At 62.2% G+C, this 18,603-nt stretch carries 15 protein-coding genes; 4 read left to right on the forward strand and 11 right to left on the reverse strand.

Features of this window, described 5'->3' with window-relative positions; all coding sequences use genetic code 11:
• Nucleotides 1-45: 45 nt before the first annotated feature.
• From AC1AX7_RS05410 to arc, 3 genes are all read right to left on the reverse strand, one after another.
• Entirely contained in the window at nucleotides 46-882 is an 837-nt protein-coding gene (locus AC1AX7_RS05410; protein ID WP_476509074.1) for an inositol monophosphatase family protein, read from the reverse strand.
• Between the two features lie 340 nt (nucleotides 883-1,222).
• Nucleotides 1,223-2,788 carry a depupylase/deamidase Dop gene (gene dop, locus AC1AX7_RS05415; RefSeq protein ID WP_476509075.1) on the reverse strand — a complete coding sequence of 522 codons (1,566 nt, stop codon included), beginning with the start codon at nucleotides 2,786-2,788 and terminating at the stop codon, nucleotides 1,223-1,225.
• A gap of 77 nt (nucleotides 2,789-2,865) precedes the next feature.
• Complete coding sequence (gene arc / locus AC1AX7_RS05420) at nucleotides 2,866-4,440, reverse strand: proteasome ATPase (RefSeq protein WP_476509076.1); 1,575 nt, start codon at nucleotides 4,438-4,440, stop codon at nucleotides 2,866-2,868.
• A gap of 38 nt (nucleotides 4,441-4,478) precedes the next feature.
• Between arc and serB the strand changes: the two genes are divergently transcribed.
• Nucleotides 4,479-5,162, forward strand: a complete 684-nt coding sequence (gene serB / locus AC1AX7_RS05425; protein ID WP_476509077.1) for a phosphoserine phosphatase SerB — start codon at nucleotides 4,479-4,481, stop codon at nucleotides 5,160-5,162.
• Nucleotides 5,163-5,480: 318 nt separating this feature from the next.
• On the opposite strand, the gene AC1AX7_RS05430 is transcribed toward serB, so the two are convergent.
• Nucleotides 5,481-6,107 carry a hypothetical protein gene (locus AC1AX7_RS05430; RefSeq protein WP_476509078.1) on the reverse strand — a complete coding sequence of 209 codons (627 nt, stop codon included), beginning with the start codon at nucleotides 6,105-6,107 and terminating at the stop codon, nucleotides 5,481-5,483.
• Nucleotides 6,108-6,532: 425 nt separating this feature from the next.
• Between AC1AX7_RS05430 and AC1AX7_RS05435 the strand changes: the two genes are divergently transcribed.
• Nucleotides 6,533-7,009 (forward strand): helix-turn-helix domain-containing protein, encoded by a 477-nt coding sequence (locus tag AC1AX7_RS05435; protein WP_476509079.1) that lies wholly within the window; start codon nucleotides 6,533-6,535, stop codon nucleotides 7,007-7,009.
• The gene (locus AC1AX7_RS05440; RefSeq protein WP_476509080.1) at nucleotides 7,006-8,700 is read left to right on the forward strand and encodes a serine/threonine protein kinase; all 1,695 of its coding nucleotides are present in this window, start codon (nucleotides 7,006-7,008) and stop codon (nucleotides 8,698-8,700) included. Before AC1AX7_RS05435 ends, AC1AX7_RS05440 begins: the two co-directional genes overlap by 4 nt.
• 53 nt (nucleotides 8,701-8,753) lie before the next feature.
• On the opposite strand, the gene fmt is transcribed toward AC1AX7_RS05440, so the two are convergent.
• The 5 genes from fmt to rpoZ all read right to left on the reverse strand — a co-directional run bounded on the left by fmt (nucleotide 8,754) and on the right by rpoZ (nucleotide 14,673).
• Nucleotides 8,754-9,713 (reverse strand): methionyl-tRNA formyltransferase, encoded by a 960-nt coding sequence (gene fmt, locus AC1AX7_RS05445; protein WP_476509081.1) that lies wholly within the window; start codon nucleotides 9,711-9,713, stop codon nucleotides 8,754-8,756.
• A 71-nt stretch (nucleotides 9,714-9,784) separates the two neighbouring features.
• On the reverse strand, nucleotides 9,785-10,489 hold the full coding sequence (locus tag AC1AX7_RS05450; RefSeq protein WP_476509082.1) for an HAD family hydrolase: 705 nt from the start codon (nucleotides 10,487-10,489) through the stop codon (nucleotides 9,785-9,787).
• Between the two features lie 73 nt (nucleotides 10,490-10,562).
• Nucleotides 10,563-12,851 (reverse strand): primosomal protein N', encoded by a 2,289-nt coding sequence (locus tag AC1AX7_RS05455; RefSeq protein ID WP_476509083.1) that lies wholly within the window; start codon nucleotides 12,849-12,851, stop codon nucleotides 10,563-10,565.
• A gap of 33 nt (nucleotides 12,852-12,884) precedes the next feature.
• The gene (gene metK / locus AC1AX7_RS05460; RefSeq protein WP_476509084.1) at nucleotides 12,885-14,102 is read right to left on the reverse strand and encodes a methionine adenosyltransferase; all 1,218 of its coding nucleotides are present in this window, start codon (nucleotides 14,100-14,102) and stop codon (nucleotides 12,885-12,887) included.
• Nucleotides 14,103-14,388: 286 nt separating this feature from the next.
• Nucleotides 14,389-14,673, reverse strand: a complete 285-nt coding sequence (gene rpoZ, locus AC1AX7_RS05465; protein ID WP_476509085.1) for a DNA-directed RNA polymerase subunit omega — start codon at nucleotides 14,671-14,673, stop codon at nucleotides 14,389-14,391.
• Between the two features lie 166 nt (nucleotides 14,674-14,839).
• On the opposite strand from rpoZ, the gene ilvD reads away from it, so the two are divergent.
• On the forward strand, nucleotides 14,840-16,699 hold the full coding sequence (gene ilvD / locus AC1AX7_RS05470) for a dihydroxy-acid dehydratase (protein ID WP_476509086.1): 1,860 nt from the start codon (nucleotides 14,840-14,842) through the stop codon (nucleotides 16,697-16,699).
• Between the two features lie 277 nt (nucleotides 16,700-16,976).
• On the opposite strand, the gene gmk is transcribed toward ilvD, so the two are convergent.
• Together gmk and pyrF are read right to left on the reverse strand one after the other, a co-directional pair.
• Entirely contained in the window at nucleotides 16,977-17,573 is a 597-nt protein-coding gene (gene gmk / locus AC1AX7_RS05475) for a guanylate kinase (RefSeq protein ID WP_476509087.1), read from the reverse strand.
• Between the two features lie 100 nt (nucleotides 17,574-17,673).
• Complete coding sequence (gene pyrF, locus AC1AX7_RS05480; RefSeq protein ID WP_476509088.1) at nucleotides 17,674-18,603, reverse strand: orotidine-5'-phosphate decarboxylase; 930 nt, start codon at nucleotides 18,601-18,603, stop codon at nucleotides 17,674-17,676.

Genomic DNA, 18,603 nt, shown 5'->3' on the forward strand with positions numbered 1-18,603 from the left:
GGCCGCCGATACCGGCATGCGCGCCGGCATCGGCCTGCGCCTGCATCAGCGCAGATAGGCGCACAACTCGTCGTCGATGATGCCGTTCGTTGCGACCACATCGTTTTCGCGGCGCCAGTGGACGGTGCCGCCGTTCCACGTGCGCAGCGTTCCCTGAGCCTCCCAGATCACAATGGCGCCCGCGGATACGGCAGGCACATCCCAACTGTGCAGATTCGATTCGAAATAGGCGTCGTACGTGCCGTCCGCGACCTTGCACAGGTCCAACGAGGCCGGTCCGACGCGTTTGATGTCCGCCGGCTTGCCCGCGATCTGACCGACCACGTCAAGGGTGTGCTTGGATTCGTCCTGCACATACGACATGCCGAAGCTGATGACTGATCCGTCCAGATGCGGCGTGGTCGACGGCATGATCTTCTCACGCTTATCGCCGATCGGCGTCCTGCGAATGCGAATCGCGCCGTTGCCCCTGACGGCCAGATAGGTCAATCCCAGGCCCGGGGCATGCACGATGCCGATGATCGGCTGTGCGGAGCACTCTTCGTTGAATTCGAACAACGTCAATGTGATCGTCCATTCGGACATGTTACGGGCGAAATTGATCACGCCGTCGATGCCTCCGACGCACCAGTACCGTTCGCCGGGATGGGGCTCCTCCGGACGGAACTGCCAGAATCCGTCGAACACGTCGATATAGGTCAGTCGATTGCTGATGAATTGGTTCAGGCGCTTGTCCAGATCGGAGGTGAAATGCAGGTGGTCCTCCGAAAGCTGCAGGCTTTTCATATCACGCGGATTCGTCTGTTCGGTCAAAGCGTGCTTGCCGGCATCCTGCATGATGCGTGCGGCTTCCAATGCGATTGCGCGTAGTTCCTGTGTCATGGTTCCTCTTATTCCTGTTTCATCCCGGTCTTCATCGTGCGCCGGCCCCGCAGGCCGGCTTCATGTTCCTGCAAGCCGCAACGCCTTCCTGCATCCGTGGCTTCTCGTCCGTTCTTCTCCATCAACTAGGTTCATTCTATCCGAAACAGATGATGTTTTACCCGACTGAATGTTACGCGGCAATGTTACGAGCAGATGTTACACACGACTGTCACATGTGACCGTTCGCATATGGTCTTACGTGCGTTCGCCTTGTGACGAGATCGCACAACGGCGCCGCATGGCGCTTTTTGCGAGGCGATGCCGCGCCACGGGATACGCGACAGGATGCGCCCCGGCATCATGCGCCGAGCATGCCGAGCATATCGGCCGCGCTATGTGCGGCGTCCCCGATGTCCGCCTGCCGCGTGAAGGCCAGCGGATCGGACATGTCAAGGGTCAGCGTCCCGCTGTCGGAACGTTCGTCACGCACCGTCACATGCGTCCAGGATACGGCGACGACTTCCCGCGCGAAACGGTTCACGATCCGGGCCCGCATCCACGCACGGGTATCGGCGGGGGCTTCGGCTGCGGCCTTCTGCGTCTCCTTGTCGCCGATCGCACGCTCCGTGCCGGCGCGCAGACGCTCCCATACCGACTTCGCCGGATCAAGGGCGGCCCAGGACAGGTCCAGCGCGCGGATGCGCGTATCATCCCACTCGCATCCGGCTTTGCGGCGCAGCCGTTCCATCAGCTGCCATTTGAGCAGCCATTCGAGACGCGAGGCTTCGTTGGCCATGCCCAGTCGCGCGTCGTTGTCGGCGTGGCGGATCGCGGCGATGTCGGCGAGCGCCTGCCCCCACATCGCCATGATGTTGGCCGTGGAACGGTCGGGCCATGCCGGGTCGCCTTTCGTATTGACGCCGTAGACGATCGCCGCCGCCGCGTAGACGGTGGCGCGCAGATTCACCTGTATGGACCATGCCGTGGCCGGATCGCCGTTTGCGAGCGGGAATTCCGCGCCGAGCGTCAGATCATGCGAGATCAGGTGCATGGCTTCGACCGGATCGGCCGGCAGGATGCGCGGCCATAGTTCGTTCAGGTCGATTCCCGCCTCATCGGCGTGTTCGAGCAGCCAGAGCAGCATGCTGGTGACGCCGAGTTTGAGTATCTGCGGCGTGTCCATACGGTTGGCGTCGCCGACGATGACGTGCAGTCGGCGCTGGTCGGCCGTGGCGTGCGATTCGTCGCGCGTGTTGACGATCGGCCTGTCGAATGTGGTTTGCAGTCCGACCTTCATGTGGAAGTAGTCCGCACGCTGGCTTAGCTGGAAGCCCGCCTGTTCGCTGTGTTCGCCGATGCCGACGCGTCCGGATCCCGTATAGATCTGGCGCGTGGCGAAATGCGCGGTCATCAGTCTGGTCACGTCGTCGAAGGGCACGCTGCGGCGCATCATGTAGTTTTCGTGCGTGCCCCAGCTGGCGCCTTTGCCGTCCACGTTGTTGCGGTGCAGTTCGATCGGCCGGCCCGTCTCCTCACTGGCCTTGCTTGCCGCCTGCAGCATCAGCAGATCGCCGGCGTGATCGTAGGCCACCGCTTCGAACGGGTCGCGGGTTTCCGGCGCGGAGTATTCGGGATGCGCGTGGTCGACATAGATGCGCCCGCCGTTGGGGGCAATGACGTTGGTGATGTTCAGCTGCGGCGCGTCGGTGAGGATGTCGGGATGTACGGCGGCGCGTTCCATGCGGATGCCGCGGGCATCGTTGACGGGGTCCTCCTGACGGTAGTCCCATCGGATATGCCGCGTTTCGGGCGTGGCTGCGGCGGCGACCACGTCGAATGACAGACGTACCGGATTATATGGCTGGCCGTCCGGGCTGGAGACTGCATATTCGGTTTCGGTGCCCATCACTCGACGTACGCTCATCGGTTTCCTTCACTGCTTGGATTTCTTTGTCGCCGCTGCCTGCGGTTCTGATATGGTATCGATGCATCGTCGATGCGTCATTGACTGTTGGTTTCGGCCTGATGCGCGCGTATGCGCGTGATCCGTCCGGCGTCCAATCCGTTGATCCGCCCCCATTGTTCCGCATCGGCGTCCAGAACGGAATCCCGTGTCTCATCGAATTCCTCGTTCACCGCATCCGCAAGCAGTCCGGCGTCGATGGCCACAGGCCGGCCCATGCGGATGGACGCCTTGACGGCTTTGGTCTTCGCCCTGTCGACGATGTTCTTCAGCATGGCGCCGGAAACGACGTCGGCGAGCTGCAGCGTTTCCCAATGGCCGTGCTCGTCGCATACGTCGCACAGGCTTCGGCTTGACGTTTCATCATAGATGTCCTCCACCATCATGGCGGCCAGCGCATCGGCGTCCAGGCCTTCCAGCAACGGCAGGTCGTCGGTCAGATAGTGGCGGATGATGGACTGCGCCTGCGCCGCGCCTGGACGTTCCACATGTATTTTCACGTCCAAACGTCCCGGGCGCAATACCGCCGGGTCGATCATGTCGATGCGGTTGGACGCGCCGATCACCATCACATTGTCCAGTCGTTCCACGCCGTCGAGTTCTGCGAGGAACTGCGGGACGATGGTGGTTTCCACATCGGACGAGATGCCTGAACCGCGCGTGCGCAGCAGGGAATCCATTTCGTCGATGAACACGATGACGGGCCGGCCTTCTTCGGCGCGTTCGCGCGCGCGTTGGAAGATCAGACGGATGAGCCGTTCGGATTCGCCGACGAACTTGTTGAGCAATTCCGGGCCTTTGACCGACAGGAACACGCCGCCTTGGCCGCTTTTGCCGTCGCCTTGCGACAAGGCGTGCGCCACGGCCTTGGCGATCAGCGTCTTGCCGTTGCCGGGAGGCCCGTACAGGAGCACGCCTTTGGGAGGATTGAGATGATACCGTTCGAACAGCGCCCGATGCTGGAACGGCAGCTGCACCGCGTCACGGATGCGTTCGATCTGCTCGTCCAATCCTCCGATATCGTCGAAGGACACGTCCGGAGTCTCTTCCAACACCAGATCGGCGTCGTTCTCCCCCGGCAACGCCTCCAGTGCGATGCGCCCCGAAGCGTCGACGATCACGCGATCGGCAGGATTGAACGACGTGTGGGCGAGCGCCGAGGCGCGCCGCACCAGGGTGAGGTTGCCGCCCGTATCGGCGACCAGCAGCCGGCCATCGTCGAACGCCTGCTTGACCGTTCGCACGATGCCGACGGTTTCATGGTCGCGTTGTTCGACCAAGACCATGTTTTCGTTCAGCAATACGGTACGGCCCGGCTCCAGGCGGGAGGCCGGGAGATTCGCCGCGACGGGGACGATCAGACGGCGGTTGCCGGATACGATCTCCGCCGCCGCATGCTGCACGCCCTGTTCGTCGGTGCGGCATGAGTCGACGCGAATCATCGTGGCGAAGCTCATCGGCGGATGGGCGAGCTGCGTCAGCTGCGCCTTGGCCTTCGCCAGTTCCTTCCCGGCACGATTCAACGCCTGCGCCAACGCATGGTTCTTCGCACGCAATCGGTCGTTGACTTCAGCCATTTCATCGGCGGTGTTTGCCGATACCGTAGAATCCATGGTTCCGATTGTCGGAAAGCGTTGCGACAATCGGAACCATGCCTGAAGTAACGTTGCAAGCCTTTGACGAGAGCCGGCCGCGCCCGATGCTGGCTCGGCCCGGACTGTTGGTGATGGATGTGGATTCCACGCTGATCGATGAGGAGGTCATCGACGAGTTGGGCGAAGCGGCGGGAGCCGGCGAACGCATCGCCGGCATCACCGCGCGCGCGATGAACGGCGAATTGGATTTCGAGCAGGCCTTGCGCGCACGCGTCGCCTTATTGGAAGGGTTGCCCGCTTCGGTGTTCAATGACGTGCACCGTTCGCTGCATGCGACTCAGGGCGCGCGGACGCTTATCGACACGCTGCATGCGCACGGCTGGAAGGTCGGCGTGGTGTCGGGCGGCTTTCACGAAGTGGTCGATATGATCGCCGCCGACATGAATCTCGACCATTGGATCGCGAATCGTCTCGAAGTCGTCGACGGACGGCTGACCGGCCGCACGATGGGCCGTATCGTCACCAAGCAGGTCAAACTGGATGCGCTGCGCGCATGGGCGCGGGCGGAGGACCTGCCGATGTCGCAGACCGTGGCCGTAGGCGACGGCGCGAACGACATCCCCATGATCCAGGCCGCCGGCCTCGGCGTCGCCTTCTGCGCCAAACCGCGCACCAAGGCCGCCGCCGCCCGCACCATCGACCGGCGCGACCTTTCCTTGGTGCTGGATCTGCTGGACTAAACCCCGAATGCCGCCCGCACCACCTTCTTCTGACGGCTTTGACCGCACACAACGGCGTGTCGCGACCAAAACCGTCAGGGAAAGCAACGCCTTGCACAACACCCCGCCGCGCAGACCAACCCCTCTGACGGTTTTGACCGCAACACGCCGAGGTTGGCGACCAAAACCGTCAGGGAAAGCAACGTTCCGCATGACATTCCGCTGCACGACCACCTTCCCTTGACGGTTTTGACCGCAACACGCCGAAAACAGCGACCAAAACCGTCAGACGAGAGCGATCCGACCGGACAGCGGCTCCGTCTGAACGGGTGGTTCAGGTTATGCGGCTTCCTGCTTCAACGCATCTACATCAGCTTGGAATTCGGCGACATGCTCGTCGAATTTCTCCGAATCATTGTCGTACAGGTCGCCTTGCACATCCGAATAGAAATCGTAGATGTCGGATTCCGCGTCGGACCACTCGTCGTATACATCCGACATCGTGTCCGACCACATGTCATATGCTTCGGAACTGGCGTCGGACCACTCGTCGTACGGCACCAGATCGTTGCCGTCCGACACTACGCCATCATAGAACTGATCGTAAAGATCGGATGACAGATCATCATAGATGCCGTCATACACCTCGTCGGCGGCATCATCGTAGATGACGTCGTATATGCCCTCGAGATCGTCATATTGGTCATCGAAATCCTCGCCAAGGGAACTGGCAAGATTCGCGTAATCAATCGCGTACTGACGCAATTGCAGGCATATGTCCGATGTGCCGGCCAATACCTGATCGTAGTATCCCTGCACCTGTTCGACGTTGGCCGTATACGCGTCATAACCGTCGATCTTCGCGACCAACGTATCGTAATCGGCCCTCATCTGCGCGACCTGTCCATCAACATAGGACATGATTTCGGTTTCAAGCTCGTCAAGGGAGGACGCCTCTACCGGCATTGCCGTTGCATCCTTCTCTTGATCCTTCTTCGTCTTCTCTTGATCATGCTTCGTATTATCTGATCTTTCGACGGCACTCTCCGACGCGCTTCCCGCGGCAGCATTCACCGACGACGCATCATTGCCCGTACCGCAGGCGCAAGCGACGCCGCCAAGGCAAAAGAGCACAGAAACGCCAACGACTTCTTCATTGCAGTCCCCTTTCTCGTGGACGCAGGATGGATACGGCGACGAGGGACAGGGCATATCATTGCCGTATCGACATCGTCAATGACGCCATTATTGTTGGAATAAGTGAATCCGGCCTCAGCCGCCGACTGAATATCGCATGCAGGGCATCCGATATGATGTGGTCGCTGTTGCCGTCTCCTCGAAACAAACGGCGGACGTCGACGCACCGCCAATATCATGCAGGAAGGCCCACCATGTTCGACAAGCATCTGACCGAAGAGCTGCTGGAGCGGCTGTTGGAAAGCGACGATGTGGATTCCTATCTGGCTCAGGGGCAGTTCGAGGAACACAGCCTGCAGGATTATCTTTGGCAGCTGTTGGATCGCCAGCATATGAAACGTTCCGTGCTGGCACGCGAGTCGGGCATCAACGCCACCGTCGTCTACGACATCTTTACGGGCAAAAGCCGGCCAGGACGCGAACATGCGCTGATGCTCGCCATCGGGCTCAACTGCGATCTGCGCGAAACGCAGCGTCTGCTCCGCCTCGCGGGAACGAATGAGCTGTGGTGCAAACGACGCCGCGACGCGATCATCATCTGGTGCGTCAATAACGGTTTCGATCTGAACGCGACCGAAGACGAACTGCGTCGTTTGGGCGAACCGACGCTGCGCAACGATGACGACGCCGCAGGCGACACACCCGAAGCAGACACGAAGGCGATGCCGTGAACGATTCCCAGGCCATGCACGCGATGGACATCGATGACGCCTATCATGTCGAACGTACGCTCGCTCGCGGACCATATGGCGTCACGGAACTGGTGACCATCGACGGCGTCGGGCCGTTCGTCCGCAAGAAGATCCCTTCGGCTCTGGCCCGGCGTTCCGTATGGGCCTCGTTGAACGGTCTCGGATGCGACCGCATCCCCCATGTGGCGGCCATGTATGAGCTTCCCGATTGCTTCGCGGTCATCATCGAGTACGTGCCGGGAGAGACGCTGTCGCAATATCTTGACGACCATGGCGCGATCGGCGTCGATGAAGCCGTCGCTCTGACCATGCAGATCTGCGAGGCGATCCTTGCCGTGCATCATGCCGGCATCCTTCACCGCGATATCACGCCGGCAAACGTCATCGTCGCCGATGATGGCGCGCATATCATCGATTTCGGCATCGCCCGTGAGCTCGGCCACGAATCGCACGGCGACCGTGACACCACCATTTTGGGGACATACGGTTTCGCCGCCCCGGAACAATACGGATTCGCCCGCACGGATGTGCGCTCCGACGTGTATTCCATCGGCAGAATCCTCGGCACCATGCTGACCGGCGTGTTCCCAGATGCCGAGCATTACGAATCCGCGCTGGACGGGACATTGGCGGATAAGTCTGATCTGCATGCGATCATCAGGCGCGCATGCGCATTCGAGCCGAGCGCACGGTACCAGAGCGCCGACGATCTGCTGGAAGCGCTCAGATCCGGCCGCGACATCTACGAGACCGGGTACGGTACCATGCAGAACCGCGACAACGGCATGGGGATCGCGCGAAAGACCACTGCGGTTCCGCCACATCATGCCGTGCGCGTCATGGTCGTCGCCGTCGCCGCACTCCTTGTCGTCGTCGTATTGGCGACGGTGCCGACGACCGGCGTCCCGTTCCTTTCAGACCGCGCAAGCACCCTTTTCGATTCCGGACGGCAGGGCGATGCGTCGTCGCAGGCATCGCCCGATACCGCTGACACCGCCGGCGGCATGCCGAAAGACGGTGAAGCGAAAAACGACGAGACGAAGGACAGTGAAGCGAAGGACGGCACCGTGCCGGATGACGACGCCGTCGCAACGGGCAATCCCCTGGAGCTGGTGGAGACCGGATGGTCGGCGGAAAACGGTTTCGTAAACTACGCGGTGGGTTTGCGCAACACCAGCGATTCGGTCAATGTCGAATTCCCCTCCATAGAAATCACCGGATACGATGACCAGGATGGCATCATATTTTCGGATACGCAGGTGCTGAACTATGCCTTCGCCGGCCAGACGACATATTTCAGCGGTCTGGCCGGGGATGGCGTGGCCCCGGCACGTGTGGATTTCGTCATACTCGACCCACAATCCCATGAGCTGGACACTTCAACGGACGCCGTGGTGTTCGCTGTTTCCGATACGAAGGAAATCGTCACTGACGATGACGGCATAACCTTCACAGGACGCATCAGCATCAGTCAGGACAATGCGAAGCTGAGGGAATCATCATCATCGGTAAATGTGTCATTGGTTCTACGAGACGCCGACGGATCCATCATCGGCGGTCAAGGCACTTTCGTCGATTGGCCGCCCGCAGGCGGAACACGGCCGTTCTCCATTGAGACGTACGGTCTTCCTGATTACGCGTCCTATGAAATCCATGCGCAAATATGGTGAAAGCGGTTCACGCCGATTCGATTGGAACCGTCCCGAACCGCTTTCGAACGTGATCAATTGCAGTACGCGCCTTCGGCCAGACGCGCTCCACGGGCCCAGTCGGCGGCATGCATGGCCTTCTTGCCCTGCGCTTTGACTTCCAGAAGTTCCAACGGCTCGCTGGCCGTGCCGACCCACACGTTCTTCTTGCCGGCCTGCAATACGCCGGCGGCCAGTTCCTTGGGCGCGTTCGGATTCGTCATATCGGCGGGCTGTGCGCGCAGCACATGCAACGTCGCCTCGTCATCGCCGTTATGCAAGGTGCACCATGCCCCAGGATTCGGCGTGCACGCACGGATTTGACGGTCGGCGGCGAATACGGGCACATCGAATCGGATATGCGCGTCCTCGACGGTGATCTTCGCGGCGGTCTCGTACACGCCTTGCGGCTGTTCGCTCGGAATGATCCGGCCTTCCTCCATGCCCAGCAGGGATGCGGCCAGCAGAGGCGCCCCGTCTTCGGCAAGACGGCCCAACAGTTCCCCGGCCGTCTCATGAGCGCCGATGCGAACGGTCTCCTGCGCCAGGATCGGGCCTGCGTCCATGCCGCGCGTGATACGGAACACGCTGACCCCGGTCACATCGTCGCCGGACCAGATCGAACGCTGCACCGGAGCCGCGCCACGCCACAACGGCAGCAGGGAGAAATGCAGGTTGTACCAGCCCATCGGCAGCGCTTCAAGCACATCCTGCTTCAGGATCTTTCCATACGCGACCACTGCGGCGGCCTGCGCGCCTGTGGCGGCCAATTCCGCGATGAACGTTTCCTCCCCCGGATCCGATTCGATGACGGGCAGCCCCAATTCCACAGCGGCCTGCTTCACCGGGCTGGGCATCAGTTTGCGGCCGCGGCCCGTAGGCGCATCGGGACGGGTCAATACCGCCACGACCTCGAAACGCTCGCCGTCCACGGCCAGCGCGCGCAGCGACGGCACCGCCACTTCCGGAGTGCCTGCAAAAAGGACTTTCAGCATATTCCTCGCTCCTTCACCATCCAATCATCCGGCAACATCATGCGGATCGGCGGAATTTCCGCGGCGCTCCGCTATTGCAGTGCCGGAATGCCAACGCCTTTCCCGATCAGCAGTTCGCGCAGCTTCACCGGGTCGCTGAAACGCACGCCGCGAATGCCCGCCTTGTTCGCGCCCACGATGTTCATGGCCTTGTCGTCGACGAAGACCGCGCCTTCCGCGGCGATGCCGAATTCCTGCAATGCGCGTTCGTAGATTTCCTTATGCGGCTTGCGCATCCTGACGAAGCCCGACACGAGGCGACCGTCCAGATCCTCGAGGATGTCGCATTGGCGTTCGGCTTCGGAGAACATCTCCTTCTCCCAATTGCTCAGGCCCCACACGCCGATGCCGGCTTCCTTCAGGTCCTTGACCAGCACGCGCGCGCCCGGCACGATGCCCGTCAATGTGTCGCGGAAGTTCGCCACATAATATTCGAGCATGTCGGCCCACTGGTCGCCGTGCGTGGCGCGCATCCAGGCGATGGCCTCACGCTGCGTCGCGCCGCCGTCCATCATGTCGTTCGCATCGTAAAAACCGGAAATGTCATTGTCGAGGAAACGGTCGATGGTTTCCTGACGGTAGCGCGGCAGCAGCGCGGCGCCCGGCTCCCAATAGATCAGCACATTGCCGAAATCGAAAATCACATCCGTGATCGGCTTTCCGGCATTGGCTGCGGCCGCGTCGTCAGACACCAGCACGTCGTATTCCATATCCGGCTCTCCCGGCCAACCCTTCATCGTTCCTCCGTTGCATCATGCCGAATCGTATTCGTATCCATCGTTTCACGGCACGGCGACGAGCGTGACGTCTTCAGATGAGATCTTTCGGATCCAGCTGGAAGCGCAGCTCCCCCGGCTCGCGTGCCGCGAAATGTCTGGCGCTTTCCCGCCGAAGCCGCAACGCCAATTCGGCACGACGCGACGGCGCCACGCGCACCACGGCTTTGACGCGGTCATCCGTGCCTTCCAATTCGCGGGCGTCCACGGTATTCGGCGGCGGAATCGGAACAGGGCCGAGCACGGCAGGCATCGCGCCCTCCGGCCCCTGTACCGTCGCCCATTCGCCGCCGAGCACGCCGATGCGCCGCAGCAGCAATCGCACCGCCTCGCGCTGCCCCCACACGCAGGCGGCGGCGAAGGCCGGCGGCAACCCCGTTTCCGCGCGCTCCTGCAATTCCTGAGCGGCAAGACGCCCGGAATCCCACAGCATCAACGATTCGGCAAGTATCGCGTCGCTTTCCCCGACCAGCAAGGCCTGCCCGCCTCTGTTCCGCGGCGCGCATAATGAGACGACGCGCATCCAATTCGTCAGCGTATCGATGCGCGCATCCATGCCAAGCGCATACAGGCTCGTCCACGCATCCAATATGGCTACGGCGCTGTATTCGCCGCCGTCCGGACGTTCGCCGCGCACGCGTGGCTCGGCGCCGGGAGTGGCGATGACGATCATCGGCGCGTACGCCACTTCCTCGACGATGCCGCGCGGTTGGTTGGGCGTCGAAATGACGATCGGAGCGTTGCGGAACAATCCGCGCAGCTCCTGCGCGGTGCCGGCGGCCCCGACCCGCACGACGCGCATGCGATCGTTGCCGCAGCCCCGGCATTCCCACTGCACGGTCGCGGCGCCGCACCAACGGCATCGCACATCGCCTTCGCGCCTGCGTTCCAGGGGTCCCGCACACCGCGGGCACCGCGCCTGGCGATGGCATTGCGAGCAGCTCAAGGTTTCGGTGACGCCGTCATGCGGAATCGACAACAATACCGGGCCACGTTCCAACGCTTTCGTCAATGCGCGCACGGCGGTCTGCGGAACGCGCGTGCCAAGGCTGGAATCGTTCAGACGCGCCAGCTCCTCGCGGTTAAGCCATCGGACCCAGGGGCTGCGTTCTTTTGCGACGGCCGGCAACGGTTTGATCAGGGTGCTGTATCCGCTTACCGGCGCCGCCATCGCATGCCCGCCGACGCACTCCGTCTGGCTGATCGCGCTGCGCGCATTCGACATCGCGACGAAGACGCCGTCATGCGTTTTGGCGCGCAACCGCATGACGCCACGCGCATTCGCATACGGCATCATGCCGTCCGCATTCTGGTAGGCGACGTCATCCACGACCGCGAACAAAGCCGGCCCTTCGACCGGCGCATACATGACGGCGCGCGTGCCGATCACGCAACGCACCTGCCCTGTGGAAACGGCCAGATATGCGCGATACCGCTCCGCCGGCGGCATTGCGGCCGTCAGAACGGCGACGTCTCCGTCGTATCCGACCTGCTTTCCGACGGGATTTCCGGCGGGATCGCCGGCACTGCCGTCAGCGTGACCGCGGCCGTTCGGCGGCGTCACCGGCGCGAAGGGACGCAGTCCGGCCTTGATGAATTCACGCATCACATCGTTGATTTCGCGCATGCCGGGAAGTTCGATGACCACGGCGCGCCCTGCCGCGAGCGCCTCGGCCGCGATCCAGACCAGGTCATGCTGCCATTGGCCGGCGCCCGGCAGGGGGTTGAACACGAACGCCTGGAAGCCGCCGTCCTGCAATGCGTCGCGCAGCAGGGACGCGTTCGCATAGTTGATGGAGACGCGGTTGAACCGGTCGGCGGCGGCGTATCCGCATAGTCGGCGACGGCTTTCGGGATCGCGCGGCATCGCCATGACGCTGCGCTGTTCCTGTTCGACGCGTGCCACGCGCGGCGGCACCGCCATGCGCAGGATGTTGGCGCGGGTGCCGCCATAGGCGTCGGCGATTGCGGTGACGTCGTCGCGCATGGATTGCGTGACCAGTGCGTTGGGCGTGATGACGCGTTCGATATAGCGCAGTGCGGATGATGGCGTATCGCTTTTCTCGACGCGATTCCAGACCACGCCGTTCAGCCGTTGCCCGCCGAAGCGGACACGCACCAAGGTGCCGGGAAGCGCCGCGTCTGATTGCTTTTCGTCGATGAGATAGTCGAAGGAACGTCCCAGGTGGGTGGCCTGCACATCCAATACGACTTGTGCGATGGGCAGATGCGGGGCCGGTGTCTTCTCTGCGGGCGCGCGTTTGCGGCGCTTGCGCGGGGCCAGCCCGTCAAGCGCCAGCTGTTCGGCGTCCATCGTACTCATACCGTCCAGCATACCGTCGGCGGATGCCGGACGTCACTGGGCGATGCTGGCCTTCAGCGCTTCGACCTTGTTCGTGCGCTCCCACGGGAATTCCACGTCGACGCGGCCGAAGTGGCCGTATGCGGCGGTCTGCGCGTAGATCGGGCGCTTCAGGTCAAGCTCGTCGATGATGGCGGCCGGACGCAGGTCGAACACGTCGCGCACGGCCTGCTGGATGCGTTCGCGGGTCATGCCTTCGCATTCGGTGCCGTAGGTCTCCACGTTGATGCTGACCGGGTCGGCCACGCCGATGGCGTAGGCGACCTGCACTTCCACCTTGTGCGCCAGCCCCGCGGCGACGATGTTCTTGGCGACCCAGCGTGCCGCGTAGGCGGCGGAACGGTCGACCTTGCTCGGGTCCTTGCCGGAGAAGGCGCCGCCGCCATGATGTGCGGCGCCGCCGTACGTATCGACGATGATCTTGCGGCCGGTGAGTCCGGCGTCGGCGGCCGGGCCGCCCAGCACGAAGGAGCCGGTCGGGTTGACGAGCACGCGGTAGTCGTCGTATTCCACGCGGTCGGCGAGGACGTCGTCCAATACCGGGCTGATGACGTGTTCGGTCAGCTGGTCCTTCAACCAGGCCTGGTCGACTTGCGGATCGTGCTGGGTGGAGACCAGCACGGTGTCGAGTCGGATCGGATTGTCGTTTTCGTCGTATTCGACCGTCACCTGGGTTTTGCCGTCCGGTCGCAGATGCGGCACTTCGCCGTTCTTGCGCACTTCGGCCAGACGATGCGCCAGACGATGCGCCAGATGGATCGGCAGCGGCATCAGCACATCGGTTTCGTCGGTGGCATAGCCGAACATGACGCCCTGATCGCCCGCACCCTGCGCTTCATAGCGTTCCTCACGCGAGGCGAGCGACTCCTGTTCGTGGTTGAGGCGTTCCACGCCCTGATTGATTTCGGCGCTCTGCCCGGTCAATGCGACCAGCACGCCGCAGGAGTCGGCGTCGAGACCGACCGTCGAGCTGGTGTATCCGATACGACGGACGACGTCGCGGACGATGCTTTGGATATCGCTGTAGCCTTCGCTGGTCACTTCGCCGAACACGAAGAACTGGCCGGTTGTGGCCGAGGTCTCCACGGCGACATGCGAATGAGGATCCTGACGAAGCATGTCATCCAGGATCGCGTCGGAAATCTGATCGCATACCTTGTCGGGGTGGCCTTCCGTCACCGATTCGGCGGAAATAAGCTTGCGTTCTGCCATGATGCCTGCCTTACTGTTGTGCCGTCCGCCAGCGTGCGCTGGAATGCGGGCTGATGAAATTGGACCGATGGGTTTGGTCTGACGAATCGGATGGATCGTCCGCGCCTCATACGAAACGCCCCGCACCTATGCGAACGCTATTATCAGGCGCACCGCTCAGGTATCGGGGCGTTTCGTATACACGCACATGTGATCGGCCTCGTCCGTTTCCGCGCCTGCAATTGCCTGCATCCGCCTGCATGCGCGCACGATGGCGCCGATCGTCGAAAGACTGGAAATTAAGGAATCAGTTGCCTTCGCTCAGATCGTCTTCGCCGAGGGTCTCCTCAAGAAGGCCCTCGTTGATTTCGCGGAATGCGATCGACAGCGGCTTCTCCTGGTTCTTGTACTCGACCAGCGGGCCGACGTTCTGCAGCAGACCTTCATTGAGCTGGGTGAAGTACGAGTTGATCTGACGTGCACGCTTGGCCGCGAACAGGGCCAGCGCATACTTCGAATCAGCATGTTCCATGAGATCGTCGATGGGCGGATCCGCAAGTCCGGTGGGGGTGGGCTCAGTGCCGAATGCCATAGTGATTGTCTCCCAATCCTCGTAAAGCTTCAAAGGCTTCTTTTCCAACCTCGTAAGTATACCCACATGACGCGACTTACCCATAGGGCATTCGCGTATCACGCATACATCCCACTATGTGGCTATCGCTTCCATCATCCCATGAAAAGCGACTTGAATGGGTGCCATGGAAATGCGATCTGCAAAATTGATGAATGGACGTATCTTTGCCGGCGCCCGCGCATTGTATCGCGCCGCCGGCGTCGACGGAAAGGATTTCGGCAAGCCGATCGTGGCCATCGCCAATTCCTTCGACGAATTCGTGCCGGGCCATGTTCATCTGAACAAGGTGGGCCGTCTGGTCAGCGAGGCCGTGAAGAAGGCCGGCGGCATCCCGCGTGAGTTCAACACGATGGCCGTCGACGACGGCATCGCCATGGGACATACCGGCATGCTGTACTCGCTGCCGAGCCGCGACATCATCGCCGACACCGTCGAATACCAGGTCAACGCGCACTGCGCCGACGCCCTGATCTGCATTTCGAACTGCGATAAGATCACGCCGGGCATGCTGATGGCCGCGCTGCGCCTCAACATTCCGACCGTGTTCGTCTCCGGCGGCCCGATGGAATCCGGCACGACGGTGCTGCCCGACGGCACCGTGAAGGAGAACACCGATCTGATCGACGTGATGTACGCCTCCGCAGACGACAATCTGACCGATGACGATCTGCTCGCCTACGAGAAGACCGTCTGCCCGACCTGCGGCTCCTGCGCCGGCATGTTCACCGCCAATTCCATGAACTGCCTGACCGAGGCGATCGGTCTGGCCCTCCCGGGCAACGGCACCGTGCTCGCCTCGCACACCTACCGCAAGGACCTGTTCGAACGCGCCGGCAAGACCATCGTCGACATCGCGCATCGCTATTACGACGAAGACGACGAATCCGTGCTGCCGCGTTCCATCGCCACCAAGCACGCCTTCGAAAACGCGATGACGATGGACGTGGCGATGGGCGGCTCCACCAATACCGTGCTGCATATCCTGGCCATGGCGCAGAGCGCCGACGTGGACTTCACGCTTGACGACATCGAGCGCATCAGCCATACCGTGCCGTGCATCTGCAAGGCTTCGCCGTCCGGCGAATGGGAGATCTCCGACGTGCATCGCGCCGGCGGCATCACCGGCATTCTCGGCGAACTCGACCGTGCCGGCAAACTGCACCGCGACGTGCATTCCATCGACTACCCGTCGCTGGAAGCCAAGCTCGACGACTGGGACATCATGCGCGACACCTGCACCGAAGAGGCGAAGCAGTTCTACCTTGCCGCTCCGGGCCATATCGTCTCCCCCGACCCTTGGACGCACACCACGCTTGCCGATTCGCTCGACCGCGACCGCGTGAACGGCGCCATCCACGACATCGACCATCCGGCCGTGACCGAAGGCGGCCTGGCCGTGCTGCGTGGCAACCTCGCCCCGGACGGCTGCGTCGTCAAGACCGCCGGCGTGCCGAAGGAGATCTGGAAGTTCCACGGTCCGGCGCTGGTCGTCGAATCCCAGGAACAGGCCATCGAGGTCATCCTGAACGACACGCTCAAGCCCGGCCAGGCTCTGGTCATCCGGTATGAGGGGCCGAAGGGCGGCCCGGGCATGCAGGAGATGCTGTACCCGACCTCCTTCGTCAAGGGCAAGGGCATCGGCAAGGAAGTCGCGCTGATCACCGACGGCCGTTATTCCGGCGGCTCCTCCGGTCTGTCGATCGGCCATGTCGCCCCGGAAGCCGCGAACAAGGGCCCGATTGCGCTGATCAAGAACGGCGACATGATCGACATCGACATTCCCTCCCGCACCATCAACGTCGAATTGACCGATGACGAGCTGGCCGCGCGCCGCGCCGAACTGGAAGCCGGAGACGGCTATGTGGCGCATCGTGACCGCAAGGTGTCTCAGGCCCTGAAGGCGTACGCCGCGTTCGCCCGTTCCGCCGACAAGGGCGCGACGCGCGATCCGGAGCTGATCGACCGCCTGTCCGGTCTCGCCTGAGAGACCCGAACATTTTTTGGCGATGGACGCGATCCGTGAAGATCGCCTCTGCCGTCAAAAAGAGAAGAAGAGAGATGGGGAGATCCGCAGCGCTGCGGGTCTCCCCATTATCGTTGCAGTTCAGGCCTGCTGATGCTTTCGGTCGACGGAAGCCCGCCGACCGATCCAACGGATGTCGCGAAGGCATAAACGCGGATGGCGGGTGCGCATCAGCCGAAAATCCTGCTGATGCGCACCCGCCATCCGCGAATCCGTTCGTACGGTCGGATGGAGACCGTCATTCCGCCAGCCCGTATTCCTTTGCGATGACCTGCCATAATTCGTCCGCGGCCCGGTCGACGGTTTCGTTGACGATGACCACGTCGAATTCCGGCTCGGCCGCGATTTCGACCTTCGCGGTCTCCAATCGCTTCGCGCGCTGCTCCTCCGTTTCGGTGCCGCGCCCGGTGAGGCGGCGCACCAATTCGTCGAAGCTTGGCGGCGCGATGAACACGAACACCACGTCAAGGCCCAATTCTTCGGCACGCTGTCGAACGCGGCGCGCTCCCTGCAGGTCGATCTCCAGCAGGGTCGGCACGTTGTTCTTCAGATGCTCCTGCACCGGGGCCAATGGCGTTCCATAATGCGCCATGCCATGCACGACCGCGGTCTCGAGGAACTCCCCCGCCTGTTCCTTGGCGAGGAATTCCTCTTCGCTCATGAACCGATAATCGACGCCGTCGATTTCGCCGGGGCGCGGATCACGCGTGGTGGCGGAAACGGATACCCAGATCCCGGGATGCCGTTCCAGGAGCCTGGACTCCACAGTGCCTTTGCCGACCGCCGTCGGACCGCTTAATACGATGAGCCGCCCGCCGCTTGGAGTGTGCTGCATATCATTCCTTTTCTTGATACCCATGCCGTTACGCCGCATACATGCCGATCCACCGACGAAACCAGCGCCATGGCCGGCGCAATCGGCATTCCGTCAACGATCAGTCGCCGGAATCCTGCTCCGCCGCTTCGGTCGCTTCCATCAAAGCCTGCTGCACGTCCCATGCGATGGATTCCGTCGCCTGGCACAGCGACGAGATATCCGGGCCGTGCGCGGCGATGAAGCGCGATACGGTGACCAGAACGTTGCCTTTGGTGCCTTTGAATACCGTTTTCAGATCCTTGGCTTCCGCGCCCTGCCATCCGTAGCCGGGGGAAAGGATCGGACCGGTGAATTTGGTCGGGTCCACGGCGCTGTCGCTGATCCATTGGCCGATTGTGGCGCCGATGATCAGCCCCGCCGACCCCATGCCTTCAATGTCGTTGTTGAATTTCTGCACGGTGCTGGCGATGCCGTAGGCCACGGTCTTGCCCTTGTATTCGCCGGTTTGTCGTATCGCAGTCTGCAGGCTGGCACCGGCTTGGTTCGAAGTCAGCGACGCCACGAAAACGCCGCGCCCGTTGTTCAGGGCGTCATTGATGACGTTTTCCAGTGAGCGGGCGCCGTAATACGGCAGCAATGTGATCGCATCGGCCAGCAATGGCGCATCCGGCTTGAAATAGGCGTCGGCGATGGCGGAGATCGTTGTGGACAGGCCGCCATGCAGGCAGTCGACGATGGTGATGATGCCCATCTGGCGTGCCGCATAGAGGACTCGTTCGAGCGCCGCGAATCCTTTGGATCCGTAGCGCTCGAACATCGAGGATTGGAATTTGACCGCGGCGGCGCGTCCGTTCGCCGCCTGCAGCATGCGCATGGCGTACAGTTCCGCGCCCTGCGCATCGACGTTGTAGCCCCAGTCAGCGAGGAGTTTCCTGTGCGGGTCGATGCCGACGCACAACGGCCCGTATTTGGCCATCGAATTGCTCAGACGCAATCCGAAATCGGAACGCTGGGCTTGGATCTCTTCGCTGCTGAGGTCACTAATCAT

This window comes from Bifidobacterium sp. LH_449, assembly GCF_056356755.1.